Raw genomic sequence first — 19,701 nt, 5'->3', positions numbered from 1 at the left:
TATTAAGAATTAAAAATGGCACATCCTAAATCGAGAATTTCGAAAGCTTCGAGAGGTAAGCGTAGAACGCACCTTAAGATGGATAAACCTACAATCTCTTTTTGCCAAACAACTGGTGAAGCACACGTAAGACACCGTGCTTTCTGGGCAGATGGTAAAATGTATTATCGTGGCCAAGTGGTTATCGATAACTCAACAGATGTAGAAGAAGCAGCTGAGTAGTTTTATTCTACTTAGAATCAAGCCAATCCTTAAAAAAGGATTGGCTTTTTTTTATACTTTATATGGATTTTAAAAGAGTTGTTTATCTTTGCCTTTTGAAATTTGATTTTAATTGATGTTGAAATCAAAAAAAGAAAAGAAATACCAATATTACTATGGCATTAAAAGCAGCAATTAAAGGCGTAGGAGGATACGTTCCTGATTATGTTCTTACCAATCAAGAACTAGAGACAATGGTTGATACAAATGATCAATGGATTCTAGAGAGGACAGGTATATCAGAAAGACGTATTCTTAAAGGAGAGAATATGGGTACTTCCTACTTAGGTATTCAAGCTGTAAAACAATTATTAGAAAAAACGAATACAGATCCTTTGGATGTGGATTTAATTTTATGTGCTACAGTTACACCTGATATGTTTTTCCCTGCAACAGCAAACATTATTGCTAAAGGAGTTGGTGCTGATAATTCTTTTAGCTTCGATTTAGGTGCTGCCTGCTCAGGTTTCTTATATGCATTAAGTACTGGATCTCAATTTATAGAAACAGGAAAATATAAGAAAGTTGTTGTTGTTGGAGCTGATAAAATGTCAAGTATTGTTGACTATACTGACCGTACTACTTGTGTTCTTTTTGGTGACGGTGCTGGAGCAGTGTTATTAGAGCCAACTGAAGAAGAAGAAGGAGTTATGGACTTTATTCTTAAAAGTGACGGTGTTGGTGAAGAATACTTGAATATGAAAGCAGGTGGATCTAGAATGCCAGCTTCTCATGAGACGATTGACAATAAATTACACTATATTTTCCAAGCTGGAATGCATGTATTTAAATATGCAGTAACATCTATGGCAGACGTTGCAGCGGAAATTATGGATAAAAATAAATTAGAAGGTGATGATGTGGCTTACTTAGTACCTCATCAAGCTAATAAAAGAATTATTGATGCCACTGCCCAAAGAATGAATGTGGGTGACGAAAAGGTAATGATGAACATCAATAAGTACGGAAACACCACTGCTGCAACTATTCCTTTATGTCTTATGGATTATGAAAATAAGTTAAAAAAGGGAGATAATCTTATCTTAGCAGCCTTTGGAGGTGGATTTACTTGGGGTTCTGCTTATATCAAGTGGGCATACTAATATAAAATTTATATTTTTGCTTTTGGTTGAGTTTTTGATTCTAATCAAAAGCAGCATTTTAAAACAGATTAGATTTAATATAGATGGCATCTACAGCTGATTTTAAAAACGGACTTTGTATCGAATTTAACCACGATGTTTTCGCTATCGTGGAATTCCAACACGTAAAACCTGGTAAAGGTCCTGCGTTTGTTAGAACTAAATTAAAAAGTATCCGAACTGGAAAGGTTATTGACAACACTTTCACAGCAGGTCACAAAGTGACTACAGCTCGTATTGAAAGAAGAGAACATCAATATTCTTATCAAGACGATATGGGTTTCCATTTTATGGACACAAACACTTGGGAGGAGGTAACTTTACCAGAAGACCAAGTTCCAAATAATGATTTACTTAAAGATGGTATGAGTGTTGATATCTTATTCCACGTTGAAGCAAATGATGAAGTAGTAGGTTGTGAACTTGCTCAATTTGTTGAAATGGAAGTGACATACACTGAACCAGGTATTAAAGGTGACACAGCAACAAACACATTAAAGCCAGCTACAGTAGAAACTGACGCTCAAATTATGGTACCATTGTTTGTGAACACTGGAGATATTATCAAAGTGAACACACAAGAGCGTTCTTATGTTGAACGCGTGAAAAAATAATAGTATTTAATCTTATACAATAAAAGATATTGGGAACTGTAACAATATGTTTACAGGTTCCAATTCTCACACACTATCACATTATGAAAGCACCAGAGGTAAAAGATCTGATCAGCTTTATTGCAAACTCAGGTTTGCAAGAAGTAAATGTAGAAACTGCAGAAATCAAACTTCACGTTAAGCGCAACCCTGAAGCAGCTGCTGTAGCTGCACCTGTTGCTGCTCCAGTATTAGCATCTGCTCCAGCTGCACCTATCGCAGCACCTGCACCAGTTGAAATTCCTGCTGCTGCACCAGCACCAGCTGTTGAAGCTCCTGCTGCAGCTCCTGAAGCACCAGCTGCTGATACATCAAACTATATCGAAATTAAGTCACCAATGATTGGTACTTTCTATACAGCTCCAAACCCTGATTCTGATATGTTCGTTAATGTTGGCGATACAGTAAAGAAAGGTGATGTTGTTTGTATTATCGAAGCAATGAAATTATTTAACGAGATCGAATCTGAAGTATCAGGTAAAATCGTTAAAATTCTTGTTGACAATATGTCACCAGTTGAATACGATCAACCATTATTCTTGGTAGATCCGGCTTAATCTTTACACCAAAGATTTAAGTCCACAATTATTTTATTTTTTTACTAAATAAATTTGGGGCGTCGTGTTCAAAAAAATATTAATTGCAAATAGAGGTGAAATTGCATTACGTGTGATCCGTACTTGTTCTGAGATGGGGATTAAAACGGTTGCAGTTTACTCAACAGCAGATAAAGAAAGCTTGCATGTCAAATTTGCAGACGAAGCCGTTTGTATTGGACCTGCACCAAGTACAGAGTCGTACTTAAACATTCCAAATATTTTAGCAGCAGCTGAGATTACTAACTGTGATGCTGTGCATCCTGGTTATGGTTTCTTATCTGAAAATGCTAACTTCTCACGTATTTGTGAGGAAAACAACATTAAGTTCATCGGTGCTTCAGCTGATATGATCGAGAAAATGGGTGATAAGGCAACTGCCAAAGCTACAATGAAAGAAGCTGGCGTACCTACAATCCCAGGTTCAGAAGGTCTATTAGATTCTGTTGAACAAGGTTTAAAAATCGCTGAGCAAATTAAGTACCCAGTGATTTTGAAAGCAACTGCCGGTGGTGGTGGACGTGGTATGCGTATCGTTAATGGTCCAGATGAATTCCAAAAAGCTTGGGATTCTGCTCGTCAAGAGTCAGCTGCAGCATTTGGTAATGACGGTATGTATTTAGAGAAGTTCGTTGAAGAACCTCGTCACGTTGAAATCCAAATTGTTGGCGATAGTTCAGGAAAAGCATGTCACTTATCAGAAAGAGACTGTTCAATCCAACGTCGTCACCAAAAGTTGACAGAAGAAGTACCTTCTCCAGCTTTATCTCCAGAACTTCGTGAGAGAATGGGACAAGCAGCTATTAAAGGTGCTGAGAAAATTAACTACGAAGGTGCTGGTACTGTAGAATTCTTAGTAGATAAGCATGGTGATTTCTATTTCATGGAAATGAATACTCGTATCCAAGTAGAGCACCCTGTAACTGAGCAAGTAACTGGTTTTGATCTTATTAAAGAACAAATTAAAGTTGCTGCAGGTGAGAAAATTACTGGCAAGAACTATACGCCAATGGCACATTCTATCGAATGTCGTATCAATGCGGAAGATCCTGCTAATGATTTCAGACCAAGCCCAGGTAAAATTACTACTTTGCATATTCCAGGTGGCCCTGGTGTACGTGTTGATACACACGTATACTCAGGTTATTCAATCCCACCTAACTATGACTCAATGATTGCTAAATTAATTGTTACTGCGGAAACAAGAATTGAAGCGATTAAAAGAATGAAACGTGCTTTAAATGAGTTTGTAATCGAAGGTATTAATACAACAATTCCTTTCCATATCAGACTTATGGATAATGAGCAGTTCCAATCTGGTCACTTTACGACTAAATTTATGGAAGAGTATACTTACGATACACTGTAAACTTTTTCCTTAAAATAGATTTAATAGAGGAGTTCTTTTAAAGAGCTCCTCTTTTTTTATCTATCAAAGAATGTTTAATATTAATCTAAAAGCATTGATTATAGAATTAATATTTCAAATAGAATTCGAGATAAATCTATTCAAGTGCAAATACATTGAAATTTATATAACACAAAATATAGAAGTGAACATATATTTAGATGGTATATATTCTTTATAAAATCGTTATTTAGTTTATATTTTAAGTATATTTGATATATAGGTTTTTAATTAATTGAATATTTAATCAAATGATTAAACTAAAAGCACTTAAAACAACAAATCATATAATTGCTAATCAGGAAAGCTATCTTTTTAAAAAAGATATTATTGATCAATATAAAAGGTATCTGCTAGAAGATGACTGGAATAAAAATGAGCAGCAATTAGTCATGAAATCATTGACATCATTACGTTATTTTTTAGTGTTTTTGATAGAATTTAAACAAGGAAGGTATTACAGAAATGCTTTTAAAGATTATACAGAGTATTTACAAAGTCTAGTAGAAACCAATGAAATAAATACAATTAAGAAAGCACAAAGAAGACAATATGCTCGAAGAATAAACCTGGAGAATAAATTGGGCTATCTCAAATGGTTAGAAGTAACCAAGATTGATGGGGTACAAGAGGATAAAAAACTTTTAAGCAATACTTGGGACGAAAGGTTTTTACTTTGGCTAAAATCGAAATCAAAATTAAGAAGGGATACAAATTACCCAAAGGCAATAGGAAATGTAGTAAAACTCTATATTCAATACTCTTTTGATGAGTATCAAAAATTTGTACTAAATGATCTTACGGTTAATGCCTTTTTAAGGAATAATGCTTCCTTAAAAATCACTACACTAAATTTTTACTTAACTGCCCTTAAACGATTTGTAGATTTTTTGATAGAAGAAAATGTGAGCAATATTTCACAAGATGAAATACTGAAAGTGAAAAACCTTAAAGCACTAGAAACTTCTGATGAGGTAAATAGAATAAGAATTAGTGAGAATGATTTAAAAGAAATATATTCCAAAGGAAATCAATATCAAAAGATCATTATTGTATTAGGAGCTGGAATTGGTTTAAGAGGAAGTAGCATGGTTCATCTTAGAAAAAAAGACATCAATTTTAAAACTAAGAAAATCAAAATTTGGGCAAAGGGAAAAAATAACAAAATCGAGTTACCTATAAATAAAGATGTCTATGATCATTTAATAAATTATTGTGAAGGACTAGATGATAACGATAAGTTATTACCTCAGAATTCAACCTCTTCTTTATCAAAATATTTTTCTGATTATCTACATAAAATAGGGAAGAAAGAAATAGAAAAAAATGGAGAAGTATATGGTTTAAGTCTACATAATTTGAGACATACTTTTGCTTATAACTCCTTAGATAAGCATGGGCTTTTATTGACATCTCGATTATTGTGTCATGCTACTACTGAAGTAACTGAAAAACATTATTTAAAAGATAAAATAAGAGACGAATTAGAACATTTGTACGATAATGAATACAAATAAAAAAAGAGTAGATATTATTCTACTCTTTCCCAAGTTTGTGTCTTGTACATAAAACCGAGGTAACCTCGTACTTGAAGTTTTCCATTCTCTACCCAAATTTTACCATTGTAGATCTTGCCGTTTTCAGGTTTTAGAATTTTTCCATCAATCCATTGATCTCCATTCTGTTCCATATCCCAGATGATCTTCATACCAACGATTTTCTGGTTCTTAAATTCATCTGAGCATTTTTCACAAATACTATCTTCGGGATCTGATAATAATTTGATGATTTTCCCAAACATCTTGTCTCCATCTTTGTAAATTTCGACATAAGCTTTTGCTTGGTCTGTCTCATCATCAATTGTTTTCCAAACACCAAATACCGAAGATTCTTGAGCATTAACATGGTTAATGAAGAATGCAAAAATTAGAGAGAATAAAAATAAAGTTCTATTCATTTTAATAAATTATATACACTACTATTCAATTACAATTTCTTTTCCTGAATAAAAATCCAGAATTTTCTTAGAGAAAATAAATTGATATTTTGAACGATTTAATTCTGCTTTAGCTATGTTTAAATTATTTTCAGCAACGACATAATCTGTTGTTGAAGCAGCTCCGGAAGTAAACCTTTTATTTACAGAACGGAACTGTTCTTCTAACGATTCAACTGACTTTTTATTTGATATATATGTTTTTTGTGCAGATAAAGCATTAATATATGCTTGTTCAATATTCTTTCTTAGATCATTAAGTTCTTGTTGTAATTGAACTTCATTTTTCTTTATCGTAATTTTAGATTTATTGACTGCTGTTTTTACATTTCTACGACTATAAATCGGAATATTTAATTGCAATGTTGCCACTTGACTAAAGAAATTCTCGAACTGTGTTCCTAATGAATTATCATTTGGATCAATAGGGTTCGTATAGTTTGATGAATAACTTGTGTTAAGGTTCCCATTGAAGTTCAGACTAGGATAATAGTCTGCTTTAGCAATTTTCTTTTGGAATTCAGCAACTTCGATATTTTTCTCAGCTCTTTTAATCTGAGGCATAATCTCCATAGATTCTTGAAATACAACATTTGATGGTACAAACTTCATTGTTGTATCAGGTTCACTAAGTTCCGGAATTTCAATAGAGAAAAGCGTATTAAAATCTAATTGCATTGACTGCTTTAAAGTTAATAAAGCAATATTGTAGGAGTTCTCTGCTTCAGTTAATTGCCTTTCTGTATCAGCAAACTGAGACATAAGATCCAATAATTCTGATAAAGGAGCAGACCCTGCTTCAACAAGCCTTTTTGTTCGGTCAACTTGTTCCTCTAAAGTTCTTACCCTCTTTTTCGAAATCGAAACATTTTCCCATTTAAAAATCACATCTAAGTAATTTTCCGTTACTTGAATGATGATATCATTTTCAATTTTCTCAACACCATATTCAGAGCTTTCAATATTAGCTTTTGTCTGCTTAATAGTGTTTGAAATCTTTCTACCATTAAAAATTGGTACACCTACAGTAGCACCAAAACTACCCGTATTAATACTTTGTTGGGTAAAGACGTTGGTGGTAGGATCGGGGTTTAAACCTCTATTGAAGCTATGTTGATAAAAACCAGATACATTAGGGTATCTTTGGGATCTTGCTTGCTTGTATTCCTCAGTTCTTTCGTCTACATCATAATCCTGTAATTTAACGTATAAGTTATTTTCAATGGCATATTCTACACACTGTTTATAATTCCATAAACTATCAGGAGTTTGTGCTGATAATGACGATGACGATGAAAGTAAAAATATGAAGAGTTTGTGTCTGAATTTCATAATAAATGCATGAGCACTTAATCAAAAAAATATTTATTGCTATAAGTTAAGAAAGAATTATCTCCTTTCTTAACTTAGTCGTCCACATTTGGTAAAAAAGTTACATTCAATACCCATTTAATACTTTTTAGATATTCCATAGTTATATCTCTTGGTGCTGAATCCATTTCTATAAATTGACATGCCGTTTGGTGTTTACCTTTTCTAGAAACTGTCATTTCTGCGATATTGACATCTTCTTGTGCCAATAGATTTGAGATAAATGAAATAGCTCCTTTGCGATCTTCTGCTGTAACCATAAGAGTGGGAGAGTTAGCACTAAAATTTGAAGAATATCCATCTACTTGTCTGATAGAAATAATTCCTCCGCCTTTACTTACACCTACAATTTCTGTTTTAGTTTCTCCCTTGGTTAGGATAAGTTTTATTGTGTTAGGATGGTGTGCCGAAGCATTCCCCACAGGTCTGAATTCATAGTCAAAGTTATTGGATTCAGCAATATCAAAGGCTTGTTTGATATTAGGGTCATCGGTACTCATTCCCATTAATCCAGCAATAATTGCCTTATCGGATCCGTGACCTTCGTAGGTTCTTGCAAAAGAATTATAAAAAACGATTTCTGCTTTCTCTGGAGTTCCTCCTAACATTTTATGTCCAACTCTTCCGATACGAACAACTCCTGCGGTATGAGAACTCGATGGACCAATCATGATGGGTCCAATCATGTCAAAAATACTTGATTTTTCGGCCATTTATTTTGTGTATATGTTTATAGTATGTGTAACCGCAAAATAAGGTATTTAATTCTATAAATAGAATTATTTGAATACAAAAAAATAGTCACTCTAATGAATAAAGTGACTATTTTATACAGTAAATCAGTATTGAAATTTAAGCGAAATACTGAATAGGATTTGTATTAACCTCTGTCTTATAAATCTTATGATTCTCTATTTGATCTTTTAGATAATCAATAAGAATGTCAGAAGTGAACTGTTCGCTTTCGAAGTGTCCAATATCAGCAATCATAATTCGATCTTCAGCATCAAAGAATTCATGGTATTTAAAATCACCTGTGATAAAAATATCTGCATTGACACCAATTGCATTTCTTAAAAGGAAACTGCCTGCACCCCCGCAAACTGCAACCTTTGAAATTGTATCTTTAAGTACCTTTGTATGTCTAATTGTACCACACTTAAAAGTCTCTTTTACCTTTGATAAAAAATCATTTACAGGTATTGGTTGAGGTAGTGTTCCATACATGCCGGAGCCAATAGAGGTATTTGTTATCTCTAAAGGGGTAATATGGTAAGCTACTTCTTCGTAAGGATGACTTTGATGCATTGCACTTAACACTTTCCCTTTTAGGTGTGCATTAAATTGAACTTCAATTTTTACCTCTTTGATCTTTTCTAATGTATTTTTATTACCTAATGTAGGATTCGAACTATCATTACCTTTAAAGGTTCCTGTTCCCTCTGTTCTAAAACTACATGAAGTATAATCACCTATAATTCCCGCTCCAGCATCAGCCAAAGCATTTGCTACTTTATCAACATTTCCTGAAGGAACAAATACTGATAATTTCTGAATATTATTCTTTGTAGGAGATAAGATATTTAAGTTTTTTAATCCTAATAGTGAGGAGATCTTATAATTCACACCATGACTCATATTGTCTAGGTTAGTGTGGATAGCATATATGCTTATATCATTTTTAATGGCTTTAATAATTGTTCTTTCAACATAATTTTTGCCATTAAATCTTTTTAATCCTTTAAAAACGATAGGGTGGTGAGCAACAATTAGATTACAGTTCTTTTCTATAGCTTCATCAACAATTTCTTCAGTGCAATCTAAAGAAACTAAAATTCCAGTTACTTCATCATGACCACTGCCTGTTATTAGTCCGGCGTTATCATAACTTTCTTGGTATTGAGATGGAGCTAACTGCTCTAGTAAATTGACTATATTTTTAACTTTCATATTCGTAAAATAAATAAAGCTCGAATCTAATGAAACGAGCTTATATTTATATAAATAATTGATATTTTATTAATCGTGGTCTTCCATTTTTTTGTTGAAAGTTAATACCGGACGAATAGCATGATTTGCAACTTCTTCTGCAATACTTCCCAATAAAATATGTTGAATACCTGTTCTGCCATGTGTTGACATAGAAATCATATCAGCATCGATAAATTGAGCAAAACCTCTAATTCCTTCTTCTTCAGAAAAGTCATTAAATGTATGAACTTCATAATTCTCAAACTTATTATCCTCCGCAAATTCTTCTAACTGTTGAATTGAGAATGGGGTTGCTTCGAAGTTACCAGGTGTTATTACTTTAACAAAATGAATTGTAGCATCATATAATGATTGGAAAAGTTTCAGTGTAGCGATAGCACCATCACTTACCTTATGAAAGTCAGCTGCATAAACTATCTTCTTGGGAGAAAAGTGACTTGCTTGTTTCTTGATTGTTAACACAGGTACTTTAGATAAGCGTATGATTTTTTCTGTATTGGAACCTATTAGATATTCATCTAGCCCACTAATTCCTTGAGAACCAATAATAATAAGGTCCGTTTTATCTTTAACAACAAAATCAGCTAAGTGTCTTTGAAGTGAATCAAACTCTATATGTTTTTCAATTTTAATATTAGGGTTTTCTTCAATAATTTTATTGATTTTATTATTGACTACTTCTTGTAATTTAGTGGTGTAGTGGCTGTAAATTTCAGGATCATCCATGCCAATATCTCCAGCACCAAATACCGATAGGCTATCATAATGGTTTATTGTTGGGATATCAATTACATGTAATAATGAAATCGAGGCGTTATTTAATTTTGCAATTTGAACAGCTACCTCTAATGCATTTGTAGCTTCTGGTGAGAAGTCTGTTGGGACAAGGATATTATGAATTTTCATTTTCTTAGGTCTTTTAATTATTTATATCAATATACATCTTCTGAAATTAAAATTCACTGATCATTGTCAATAAAAGTGTAAAATTTACAAATCTGATTGAAGTGATTTTATTTCAAGAAATGCATGAATTAAAGCTGGGATTGAAGCATCTGCATGGCTATCTCCTTCGATACTTTCAAATGTGACATTTAAATTTTGAGATTCTAATTCATTAAATAAATTTTGTGATGAAGAGTAGGGTAGAATCTCATCGTTAGGGGAATGGTACAAAAATATTGGGATATTAGTATTTATAGTTCCAATTGAATTATTATTCAGATGTTGATACATACTATTATCAGAATTACCATTTTTCATCTCACTGATAAAATTGCTATTAAACAAAAGATGGAGAGAATCTGGCAATATGTCATTTACCTCAGAAGTAGATAAATTACCATTTAATATAGTGGGAATCTGTTCCGCAATATCTTCATGAAAATAACTTTCTAATCCAGAAGTTTCGTTGTAGTAAGAATAATAGGAATAGATCACTAATGCCAGGAATGCAGGAGATGTGTGGGTTTCTTCTTTTAGTATCTCTTGCATCACATAGATCAGATCATACCCACCAGCTGCGGCTAAACATGCCTTCACCTCAAAATTATCGGGCAATCCTGCGATATTCTCTAATTGTGTCAAACTAGAATACCCGCCTTGTGAGTATCCAGAAATAAATACATCATTAGAAGTGTCTTTATTAATTTCCTCTAGTAATGTACTCGTAGCTTTTACTAAATCATAAGATGAATTCGCTGTTTTATCATTAATATAATAATATTGAGGAATTGTAGATGAGCTTCCAAAACCTATGAGATCAGGTGTCATTACGATAAAATCTAAAGCAGCACCAAATTCATAAGTGGGTATTGGACTTACACTAGGAGCAGCTGTATGTTCAATGATTGTCCCTCGGTTAAGTAATATCAAGTCATTCTGAGAGTTCGTACTTGGGACACTAACCACTCCAGAAGCCTCTATCAAATCATTATTTTTATCTTCTGTAAGATATTTTACTGAATAGGTTGTGATTCCATTTTGAATATAAGGCTTAGCCAATGACAATCCTCCAAAATCAGCAAGAGTAAGTAATTCATTTTGTGAAAATTCTGATTTTATTTCATAGGATACTAGTTGACCAGCCTCAGGTAGTGTTTCGTTTTCAGGTGAGTTATCATCATTATTACATGAGAAAACTATGGATATAAGGACAACAAGAAAAAGTTTATTCTTAAAAGAGAAAGAGCACATACGTTTTTATTTTTAAGTTATAACGCAATGTGCTCTTTCACAAATTATTTATCCTTTAATCGCTTCCTTGTGTAATGCTTTACGATTCGAAGAGCGTCTATTATAGTTTTTCTTTAGAACCGGATAGGACAATACCGAAAGTAGAATAATTCCTGCTCCAACATAAAAACCAGGTGACATCGTCTCTTTTTCTCCAAATAGAATCAGTGCTAAAAGAATACCATAGATAGGTTCTAAGTTTACAGTTAGATTGACCTGAAAAGCACTTAAACTCTTTTGTATCTCTACACATACAGCATAAGCAATTGTAGTACAAACGATTGACAATACTAACAAGTAAAAGGTATCCATCATTGAAGGAACCTCCAACCAAGTTTCTCCTTCCGAAAGAAAAGGTAATGTAATTAAAGCAGTTAATGCTCCTCCTATCATTTCATAGAGAGTGATTTTAGGAGAGGAAATGCTCTTAACAAACTTTCCATTAAGTACACTAAATAGTGAACCTACAAATGCAGCTCCAAGTGATAAGATCAGACCTAAGGCATGATCAAATTCAAATTGGAAAATGATATATAAACCAATAATAACGAATAAACCGAGAATTACTTCGTAAGGTTTAATACTCGTTTTATTAAATAGGGGTTCTATTATTGATGTGAAAAGGGCGGTGGTCGCAATTCCTGCTAGACAAACACTGACCTTCGATATTTTTGCAGACGTAAAAAATAAAATCCAATGCAATGCTACTAAACTACCCGTAAGTATAAGTTTAATGGCATCTTTGGAAGATACTTTCATTTCCCAACCTCTTAATTTCATAAATACACCCATTGATAAAGCAGATATCAATGTTCTGTAAAATACTAGTTGGAAAGAATCCATCTCGATGAGAACACCGAGAATAGCCGTGAAGCCCCATATAAAAACTATTATATGAAGTTTAATTTGTTCGTTGATCATTCGGCGGAAGTATAAATATTTACGTTTAAAATTGGATGTGCAAATGTAAAAAAAAGAGTCTAACTTTCATTAAGTCAGACTCTTCTTTTTAATATCTATTGTGATAATTATTTCTGCACTCTCAAGTAGAGGTATATGGTCACAAAGAAGAATATTATATTTGGTAGCCAAGCTGCTAAGAATGGACTTAATGTATCTGCTTCTGCAATTGCTCTACTCATTAACACCATTAATAAGTATACAAAGGCGAGAATAAAACCAACAGCGATAAGGAAACCTGAACCGTGTCTAGATTTAACTGAAGACACACAAACTCCCATCAGAGTAAGTATTATAATCGCGAAAGGATAGGCATACCTTTCATATAATGCATTTTCATAAACACCAAGATTACCAACTCCTCTAGATTTTTCTTTTTCAATATATTCAGAAAGCTCTGGGTTAGTCAAAGTCTCATGAAGTGCATATTTACTTTCAAAGTACTTTGGCTCCAGATTCAATTTCATTTTCAAGGAATTTCCTTTAGAGTATTTTTGAGAACCATCAGCATTAAAGATGTATTTCTCGTATTTATCAAAAGTCCATTCTTGATTTGTAGAATCCCATTGGATTCTGTTTGCTGAGATCTTTTCTAATAATTTATTTCCATCAAAAGTTTCTAAAGTAGGTCTATAACCTCTTTTGATTCTGTTATTATAAGATTCAACATATAAGTATGTAGAGTCACTTACTCTGTAATGAATATCTCTTTCATTGAAATAGTAGGGGCTTTTTAGGTATTTAATTTCAAAAGCCACTCTAGTTTTTGATGAGTTTGGAACAACCCAACCTAATAAACCGAAGATCACTAAACCAACAATTGTTGCACCTACAAAGTAAGGAGCAAGGAAACGTTGATATGAAACCCCATTACTAAGAATTGCTACAATTTCTGTATGAGAAGCTAAGCGAGCTGTCAAGAATACAACAGCGATAAATATAGATAATGGACTAAGTGTATTCACCCAGTGTATAAATAGGTTAACGTAATATTCTGAGAATACGTAACCGAAATCTAATCCATGCTTTAAAAAGTCATCTTGTTTCTCTGTATAATCTACAATACAAACAATGATGTTTAATAAAAGGACTACAAAAATAAATGTCTTAAAAAACTTTTTGAGAATATACTTATCCAGAAGTTTCATATGTCTGTCGTATGAATTTTTATATGACAATTTGCCCGAAGGCTTATCAAATACAAAAAACGAATTCCTTTGGTAATTTTCCAACGTTAAACTCAAATTGATTGGACAAATCAACTTCTTTTAACGTTGTTTCACATCAAAAAAGGAAAACATAATTTGTGTTTTTTACTGTTCAGTATTTATCAGCGTACAGCCTAAAATACATCTTTTCAATTTGGGGCAAATTTGTATAAAAAACAAAGCCTTTCAAGAAAGAAAATCTTGAAAGGCTTTGTTTTTTATATGAAATAGTTGAATTACTCAACGATATCAATTTTCAAGCTATTTGTTTTACCTTTCTTAGTAAGAGGTAAAGCAGCGATATTTACATATCTGTCACCTTTAGCAAGGAAACCTTTTTGTACTAAGATTGCTTCAACTTCTTTGAAAGTTTCAGTAGAAGATTCTTTTGGTACAAAATGGAATGCTTTAACACCCCAAACTAGGTTTAATGTAGCAGCTAATTTTTGGTCAGAAGTGAAGATAAAGATTCTTGTATCAGGACGGTGTCTTGAGATACGAGAAGCAGTAAATCCAGTTGAAGTTAAACCAATAATAGCTTTTGCTCCTAAGTCTTTTGAGATTGCAGCAGCAGATTGAGCAATTAAGTTACCTGCATAGCTATCTAATGACTTATCGAAATCATAAGTCTTGTTGTAGATTTGAGAAGCTTGACGCTCAACAGCAGATAAGATTCTAACCATTGCTTGAACAGTTTCTACTGGGTAATCACCAGCAGCTGATTCAGCTGATAACATTACTGCGTCAGCACCGTCATAAACAGCGTTAGCAACGTCATTTACCTCCGCACGAGTAGGACGAGGGTTAGTGATCATTGATTCCATCATTTGTGTTGCAACGATAACTGGCTTACCAGCTTTGTTACACTTAGCGATGATTTCTTTTTGGATGTTTGGAACATCTTCGAATAAGATTTCAACACCAAGGTCACCACGAGCAACCATGATAGCATCAGTTACTTCTAAGATAGCATCAAAGTTTTCGATTGCTTCAGGGCGCTCAATTTTAGCGATCACTTTAGCATCTGAACCTTTAGATTTGATGATTTCTTTTACTGATGTAATATCTTCTGGAGTTCTTACGAAAGAAAGTGCTACCCAGTTCACACCTGCTTCTAAACCGAACTCTAAATCTCTTCTATCTTTTGCAGTTAAAGAAGCTTCAGAAATGTTTGTATCAGGTAAGTTCATACCTTTACGAGACTTTAATTTACCACCGTGAACAACTTCAGCGATGATTTCATTTCCTTTTACTTCAACAACTCTTACACACAAGTTACCATCATCAATCATGATATTGTCACCTGCTTTAACATCTTTTACGATATTAGTGTAAGTAGTAGATACTTTTTCTTTTGTACCAACTACAGGAGTGTTAGTGATGATGATTTGCTCACCTTCAACAATTTCTACAGCACCGCCTTCCATCTCGCCGATACGGATTTTAGGACCTTGCAAATCTTGTAAAATCGCCGTATTGTGACCGAACTTAGAGTTGTATTCTGCTACCCAGTTAATAACTTTTTGGTGCTCTTCATGAACATCATGAGAGAAGTTTAAACGGAATACATCAGCTCCTGCGTGGATTAACTCAAGGATCTTTTGTTTATCTCTTGTAGCTGGTCCAATCGTAGCGACGATCTTAGTTTTGTTGATTGCGATACTCATAGTTTTTAATTAACGAATATATATAAAATTGAAATGATCGAGTTAAATTACAGTTTTATAAAAACTGTTCAGTAATTTTGACTCTCTTGTTTGAAACACATGCGAATTTATTAGATTCCAAATAAGGGTGCAAATTATATTTAATCATCTTATATTAACAAATGCAATTATCCATCGAAAAATGGCTTTTAGATAGAAAATTGAGGTCAAAAAAGACGATCGCCATCCTCATCGATCCCGATAAGTGGTCAAAAGAAGTACTTTTTTTTCTAAAAAATGGCAATAAAAATCACCTACCTGATTTTTTTTTAGTCGGAGGCAGTCTACTGTCATCGAATGCACTTGAAAGTACGGTTCTTGATTTACAAACATTAGGAAAACCAGTGATCCTTTTTCCTGGTAATTCTATGCAGGTAACTTCCCATGCAGATGCGATATTATTTATGTCTTTACTTTCTGGGAGAAACCCCGATTTTTTAATTGGACAACAAGTACAAGCAGCATATCAGGTGAGGGAAAGTAATTTGGAAGCAATACCCCTTGGCTATATTTTAATTGAAAGTGGTGTCACTACTTCTGTACAATATATAAGTAATACTGTACCTATTCCATCCAATAAAAATGATATTGCTATCAGTACATCAATAGCTGGAGAGCTTTTAGGAATGAGAGCTTTTTATTTAGAAGCGGGTAGTGGGGCAAAAAATTCTGTTCCCAATACAATGATAAAAGGTGTTAAAGAAAATGTAGATGGGCTATTATTTGTTGGAGGTGGTATAAGGGATATATCAACTGTTGATGATAAATTTAGAGCAGGAGCTGATATAGTTGTCATAGGAACTGCATTTGAAAACAACCCAAACTTTTTAGAAGAGTTGTATCAATACAAAGAGCAATATAATGCAACAAAAAAATCTTCACATTTATAATTATGTGAAGATTTTTGGAATAAGAGTTTTAATCCTTATTGATTATTGTTTTTTGGTTTGTAATACCTTTTTCTTTGCTGTGAGGAATTTGTAGAACCATCATTTGATCTTCGCTGATCATTATTTCCTTGATATCCACCACTTCCTTTCTTTTTGTTATACTGTTTGTTATAACCACCTTTATTCTTATTGAAATTTCTGTTTTTTGAGAAAGGCTTCCTATGTTGCTTTTTTCGTATTACAGGAGAATATAATGGCCCTTGACCAAGAAAAGGAGGGTTTTCACCTTTCTGAACATCAATTCCTATTAATTGTTCAATTTTAGCAAACGATGTTTGTTCTTTGGGGCTTTCATTGATAAATGTTACAGCTAAACCTTCTCTAGATGCTCTAGCTGTTCTACCTATTCTATGAACATAATCTTCTGGATCTTTAGGTACATCGAAATTAATAACCAATTCTACTGTTTCAATATCAATACCTCTAGAAATGATATCTGTACCTACTAAGATCTTTGTTTGCTGTGCTTTGAACCTTAATAAAACTTCTTCTCGTTCTTTTTGATCCAGATCCGAACTTATTCCTTCAGCACTTAATCCTCTCTTTTTCAATAGGTTTGTTACTTCAGTAACTTTGGATTTTGTACTTGTGAAAATAATAACACTTTCATATTCATCCTGTCCAACAAGAAAGTCAACCATAGGACCTTTTTGATTGTCATACAATAAGAATGCTTTTTGTGTTACATTTTTTGAAGTTTTGGAGATAGCGATATTTATCTCTAATGGATTATGAAGTAATTCTTTTGCTAAAGTCCTGATTTTAGGAGGCATTGTAGCAGAAAAGAATATGTTTTGTCTCTTTTTTGGTAGGTGAGAAGCAATTTGTAAGATGTCATCATGGAATCCCATATCTAACATTCTATCTGCCTCATCTAGTATCAGGTTTTTTACTTTATCTACATTTGCTCCAATATTCAAATGTGATAATAATTTACCTGGAGTAGCAACAATAATATCAACACCTCTTTTTAATGCGTTTCTTTGGTTAGAAAAGCTACTAGAATCTCCTCCATAAACAGGAATTGAAGTTACAGGAGTGAAATAAGATAACCCTTGAATTTGATGATCAATCTGTAAAGCTAATTCTCTTGTAGGTACAATTATGATTGTATGTGTATCAGTACCATCATAATCAGACATATGAATCTGGTGCATAATTGGAAGTAAAAAAGCTGCAGTTTTACCTGTACCAGTCTGAGCACATGCAATAAGATCATTCCTGTCTAAAATAGCAGGAATCGCTTGTTCTTGGATAGGAGTAGGTTCTCTAAAATTCATAGAGTAAATACCATCCAAAAGATCATCGTTTAAATCAAAATCGTCAAAAGTCACCTTATTTGAGTTATGTGTTATGTTAATTGTTTAATTTATTAAAAGCTTCAATAGCTTTTCTTACTGAAGAGTGTTTTTCTAAGAGATCTTGAGCAAGGTCTTCATTTGCACCGGTTTCATCGATGACCATTTTAAGTGCTCTTTTTTCAAGCTTATGATTGGTTAATTGCATATCAACCATCTTATTGCCTTTCACTTTACCTAACTGAATCATAACGGAAGTAGAAATCATGTTTAATGAAAGCTTTTGTGCGGTACCCGCCTTCATTCTTGTACTACCTGTTACAAATTCAGGTCCGACAATAACTTCTACAGGATAATTCGCTACTTCAGCCATTTTACTATTGGGATTGCAAACAATACATCCTGTAAGAATGTTGTTTTTATTTGCTTCTTCAAGACCTCCAATTACATAAGGAGTTCTTCCGGAAGCAGCAATACCTATTAGTGTATCGTTTTCACCAATATTATACTCTTGTAGGTCTATCCAAGCCTGTTTTGGATCATCTTCAGCATGTTCCACTGCCTTTCTAATCGCTCCATCTCCACCAGCAATAATTCCAATGACAAGATCAAATGGAACACCAAAGGTAGGAGGGCACTCAGAAGCATCAACTATTCCAAGTCTTCCACTTGTACCTGCCCCGATATAAAACAATCGTCCACCATTTTTCATTCTGGGAACGATCTGCTTTACTAATTCTTCAATTTGTGGAATTGATCTCTCAATTGCTTGAGGAACGGATTTATCTTCTTTGTTCATGGAATGTAAAAGTTCATTTACATCCATGTTCTCAAGATTATTATAATTAGATGATGATTCTGTGATCATATATTAATTCATTTTTCTACGAATTTACAAAATAAAGACGTAGAAAAAAGAAATGCGTCTAAATCTGTGACATTATGTATTCAATTTGTTCTTCAGCTGGAGAGATATCTTCCCATATAGTATTGAGAAAACTTTTTGTTCCTTCTGTACTTAAATCAACAACACCGAAAATATAATTTGAACAATCAGATTTATTTTCAAGTGAAATACTATGAATTAACTTTTCACCTACCTTTTTAATATTCACCTGATTGTTATTAAAATCTACTTTTGCTTCTAATCGGTAGATTTTCTTTTCTCCACCGATCAATATATTATTCATAAGCTCAAGAGAATAATCAATACTTGTTTCTGCTTTAAGTGGTAAAACAAAACAACTTAATTGTTCATTGATCTTTTCAACATAAACTTTACTGTTATTCGCTTTCTTAATAAGCTTATTGATATTTTTTGACAAAGAAAGTGCGTTAGGGTTTACTTTCTTTGCGAAGTAATAATTACTAGGAAATTCATCATTTAGAATTAATCGATCTGCGAAAGCAATATCATGCCATGATATCTTTTCATTTAAGTGAGCAAGATCTATTAATTCTTTTTGAGTATATGCCACTGTATCTTTCCATATAAACTGACTCATGATTTCATCATCTGTCATGACAAGATGAGCTGCATACTCTAATGAAATTTCACCATCTGTATATAAACAAACATCAGTATTTGAGGAATTTAAAACTCTTTCAACCCAATTAAATTCTTTGTCCATTTTAATCCATTTTGCCAAAGAATTATTCCCTGTAGGAGCGAATAAGATTGTACCACCTTTCGCCGTCGGAAGAAAATTAGTAATTGTGATAAAGTTCTTTAATTTCATAATGTTTGGATAGCAATGTTTCTTGATTCTCATAAACATAAACAAAGATTTCAACACAAAAGATTCATTTTGATTATGAATAAATGTTTATGAACTAAAGAAGCATTTAGTTTGTTTTAGTTGATATTTATAAAAAATAAGCCTTCGTTAGTATTACCTTAATTTATTAGAGAAAGCTGTAAAAAA

At 33.0% G+C, this 19,701-nt stretch carries 19 protein-coding genes; 7 read left to right on the top strand and 12 right to left on the bottom strand.

Features of this window, described 5'->3' with window-relative positions:
* The first annotated feature begins 15 nt into the window (after positions 1–15).
* The 6 genes from rpmF to HGP29_RS14745 all read left to right on the top strand — a co-directional run bounded on the left by rpmF (position 16) and on the right by HGP29_RS14745 (position 5,577).
* Complete coding sequence (gene rpmF, locus HGP29_RS14770) at positions 16–222, top strand: 50S ribosomal protein L32 (protein ID WP_168883189.1); 207 nt, start codon at positions 16–18, stop codon at positions 220–222.
* 155 nt (positions 223–377) lie between these two features.
* On the top strand, positions 378–1,364 hold the full coding sequence (locus HGP29_RS14765; RefSeq protein ID WP_168883188.1) for a beta-ketoacyl-ACP synthase III: 987 nt from the start codon (positions 378–380) through the stop codon (positions 1,362–1,364).
* Between the two features lie 83 nt (positions 1,365–1,447).
* A complete protein-coding gene (efp, locus tag HGP29_RS14760) occupies positions 1,448–2,017 on the top strand; it encodes an elongation factor P (protein ID WP_168883187.1) in 570 nt (189 codons plus the stop codon).
* 83 nt (positions 2,018–2,100) lie between these two features.
* Positions 2,101–2,613 (top strand): acetyl-CoA carboxylase biotin carboxyl carrier protein, encoded by a 513-nt coding sequence (gene accB, locus HGP29_RS14755; RefSeq protein WP_168883186.1) that lies wholly within the window; start codon positions 2,101–2,103, stop codon positions 2,611–2,613.
* 64 nt (positions 2,614–2,677) lie between these two features.
* The gene (gene accC, locus HGP29_RS14750) at positions 2,678–4,021 is read left to right on the top strand and encodes an acetyl-CoA carboxylase biotin carboxylase subunit (protein ID WP_168883185.1); all 1,344 of its coding nucleotides are present in this window, start codon (positions 2,678–2,680) and stop codon (positions 4,019–4,021) included.
* A gap of 290 nt (positions 4,022–4,311) precedes the next feature.
* Positions 4,312–5,577, top strand: a complete 1,266-nt coding sequence (locus tag HGP29_RS14745) for a tyrosine-type recombinase/integrase (protein WP_168883184.1) — start codon at positions 4,312–4,314, stop codon at positions 5,575–5,577.
* 14 nt (positions 5,578–5,591) lie between these two features.
* On the opposite strand, the gene HGP29_RS14740 is transcribed toward HGP29_RS14745, so the two are convergent.
* The 9 genes from HGP29_RS14740 to pyk all read right to left on the bottom strand — a co-directional run bounded on the left by HGP29_RS14740 (position 5,592) and on the right by pyk (position 15,489).
* On the bottom strand, positions 5,592–6,017 hold the full coding sequence (locus HGP29_RS14740; RefSeq protein WP_168883183.1) for a DUF2147 domain-containing protein: 426 nt from the start codon (positions 6,015–6,017) through the stop codon (positions 5,592–5,594).
* Between the two features lie 21 nt (positions 6,018–6,038).
* Complete coding sequence (locus tag HGP29_RS14735; protein ID WP_168883182.1) at positions 6,039–7,388, bottom strand: TolC family protein; 1,350 nt, start codon at positions 7,386–7,388, stop codon at positions 6,039–6,041.
* Positions 7,389–7,462: 74 nt separating this feature from the next.
* Positions 7,463–8,140, bottom strand: coding sequence for an L-serine ammonia-lyase, iron-sulfur-dependent subunit beta (gene sdaAB / locus HGP29_RS14730; protein WP_168883181.1), 678 nt, complete (start codon positions 8,138–8,140; stop codon positions 7,463–7,465).
* A gap of 139 nt (positions 8,141–8,279) precedes the next feature.
* Positions 8,280–9,377, bottom strand: coding sequence for a Nif3-like dinuclear metal center hexameric protein (locus HGP29_RS14725; protein ID WP_168883180.1), 1,098 nt, complete (start codon positions 9,375–9,377; stop codon positions 8,280–8,282).
* Between the two features lie 69 nt (positions 9,378–9,446).
* On the bottom strand, positions 9,447–10,325 hold the full coding sequence (locus HGP29_RS14720) for a universal stress protein (protein WP_168883179.1): 879 nt from the start codon (positions 10,323–10,325) through the stop codon (positions 9,447–9,449).
* Between the two features lie 84 nt (positions 10,326–10,409).
* On the bottom strand, positions 10,410–11,615 hold the full coding sequence (locus HGP29_RS14715) for an alpha/beta hydrolase family protein (RefSeq protein WP_168883178.1): 1,206 nt from the start codon (positions 11,613–11,615) through the stop codon (positions 10,410–10,412).
* A gap of 48 nt (positions 11,616–11,663) precedes the next feature.
* Entirely contained in the window at positions 11,664–12,575 is a 912-nt protein-coding gene (locus HGP29_RS14710) for a DMT family transporter (RefSeq protein ID WP_168883177.1), read from the bottom strand.
* A 107-nt stretch (positions 12,576–12,682) separates the two neighbouring features.
* The gene (locus HGP29_RS14705) at positions 12,683–13,762 is read right to left on the bottom strand and encodes an LptF/LptG family permease (RefSeq protein ID WP_168883176.1); all 1,080 of its coding nucleotides are present in this window, start codon (positions 13,760–13,762) and stop codon (positions 12,683–12,685) included.
* 296 nt (positions 13,763–14,058) lie between these two features.
* On the bottom strand, positions 14,059–15,489 hold the full coding sequence (gene pyk, locus HGP29_RS14700) for a pyruvate kinase (protein ID WP_168883175.1): 1,431 nt from the start codon (positions 15,487–15,489) through the stop codon (positions 14,059–14,061).
* Positions 15,490–15,650: 161 nt separating this feature from the next.
* Between pyk and HGP29_RS14695 the strand changes: the two genes are divergently transcribed.
* A complete protein-coding gene (locus HGP29_RS14695) occupies positions 15,651–16,418 on the top strand; it encodes a geranylgeranylglyceryl/heptaprenylglyceryl phosphate synthase (protein ID WP_168883174.1) in 768 nt (255 codons plus the stop codon).
* Positions 16,419–16,453: 35 nt separating this feature from the next.
* Here the strand turns inward: HGP29_RS14695 and HGP29_RS14690 are convergent, their stop codons facing one another.
* Genes HGP29_RS14690 through HGP29_RS14680 form a run of 3 tightly spaced genes read right to left on the bottom strand, consistent with a single transcriptional unit; the run spans position 16,454 to position 19,515 of the window.
* The gene (locus tag HGP29_RS14690; RefSeq protein WP_168883173.1) at positions 16,454–17,812 is read right to left on the bottom strand and encodes a DEAD/DEAH box helicase; all 1,359 of its coding nucleotides are present in this window, start codon (positions 17,810–17,812) and stop codon (positions 16,454–16,456) included.
* A 22-nt stretch (positions 17,813–17,834) separates the two neighbouring features.
* Entirely contained in the window at positions 17,835–18,644 is an 810-nt protein-coding gene (gene murQ / locus HGP29_RS14685) for an N-acetylmuramic acid 6-phosphate etherase (protein WP_168883172.1), read from the bottom strand.
* A 58-nt stretch (positions 18,645–18,702) separates the two neighbouring features.
* On the bottom strand, positions 18,703–19,515 hold the full coding sequence (locus HGP29_RS14680) for a hypothetical protein (protein WP_168883171.1): 813 nt from the start codon (positions 19,513–19,515) through the stop codon (positions 18,703–18,705).
* Positions 19,516–19,701 lie beyond the last annotated feature (186 nt).

Origin of the sequence: Flammeovirga agarivorans, assembly GCF_012641475.1 — a bacterium.
Taxonomy (GTDB): Bacteria; Bacteroidota; Bacteroidia; order Cytophagales; family Flammeovirgaceae; genus Flammeovirga; species Flammeovirga agarivorans.
Note: the sequence above shows the minus strand (reverse complement) of the source record. Positions and strands in the feature narration are given on the sequence as shown.

Coding starts and splice junctions, on each gene's coding strand:
- rpmF (WP_168883189.1), top strand. CDS start 16: ATGGCACATCCTAAATCGAGAATTTCGAAAGCTTCGAGAGGTAAGCGT.
- HGP29_RS14765 (WP_168883188.1), top strand. CDS start 378: ATGGCATTAAAAGCAGCAATTAAAGGCGTAGGAGGATACGTTCCTGAT.
- efp (WP_168883187.1), top strand. CDS start 1,448: ATGGCATCTACAGCTGATTTTAAAAACGGACTTTGTATCGAATTTAAC.
- accB (WP_168883186.1), top strand. CDS start 2,101: ATGAAAGCACCAGAGGTAAAAGATCTGATCAGCTTTATTGCAAACTCA.
- HGP29_RS14745 (WP_168883184.1), top strand. CDS start 4,312: ATGATTAAACTAAAAGCACTTAAAACAACAAATCATATAATTGCTAAT.
- HGP29_RS14740 (WP_168883183.1), bottom strand. CDS start 6,017: ATGAATAGAACTTTATTTTTATTCTCTCTAATTTTTGCATTCTTCATT.
- HGP29_RS14735 (WP_168883182.1), bottom strand. CDS start 7,388: ATGAAATTCAGACACAAACTCTTCATATTTTTACTTTCATCGTCATCG.
- sdaAB (WP_168883181.1), bottom strand. CDS start 8,140: ATGGCCGAAAAATCAAGTATTTTTGACATGATTGGACCCATCATGATT.
- HGP29_RS14725 (WP_168883180.1), bottom strand. CDS start 9,377: ATGAAAGTTAAAAATATAGTCAATTTACTAGAGCAGTTAGCTCCATCT.
- HGP29_RS14720 (WP_168883179.1), bottom strand. CDS start 10,325: ATGAAAATTCATAATATCCTTGTCCCAACAGACTTCTCACCAGAAGCT.
- HGP29_RS14715 (WP_168883178.1), bottom strand. CDS start 11,615: ATGTGCTCTTTCTCTTTTAAGAATAAACTTTTTCTTGTTGTCCTTATA.
- HGP29_RS14710 (WP_168883177.1), bottom strand. CDS start 12,575: ATGATCAACGAACAAATTAAACTTCATATAATAGTTTTTATATGGGGC.
- HGP29_RS14705 (WP_168883176.1), bottom strand. CDS start 13,762: ATGAAACTTCTGGATAAGTATATTCTCAAAAAGTTTTTTAAGACATTT.
- pyk (WP_168883175.1), bottom strand. CDS start 15,489: ATGAGTATCGCAATCAACAAAACTAAGATCGTCGCTACGATTGGACCA.
- HGP29_RS14695 (WP_168883174.1), top strand. CDS start 15,651: ATGCAATTATCCATCGAAAAATGGCTTTTAGATAGAAAATTGAGGTCA.
- murQ (WP_168883172.1), bottom strand. CDS start 18,644: ATGATCACAGAATCATCATCTAATTATAATAATCTTGAGAACATGGAT.
- HGP29_RS14680 (WP_168883171.1), bottom strand. CDS start 19,515: ATGAAATTAAAGAACTTTATCACAATTACTAATTTTCTTCCGACGGCG.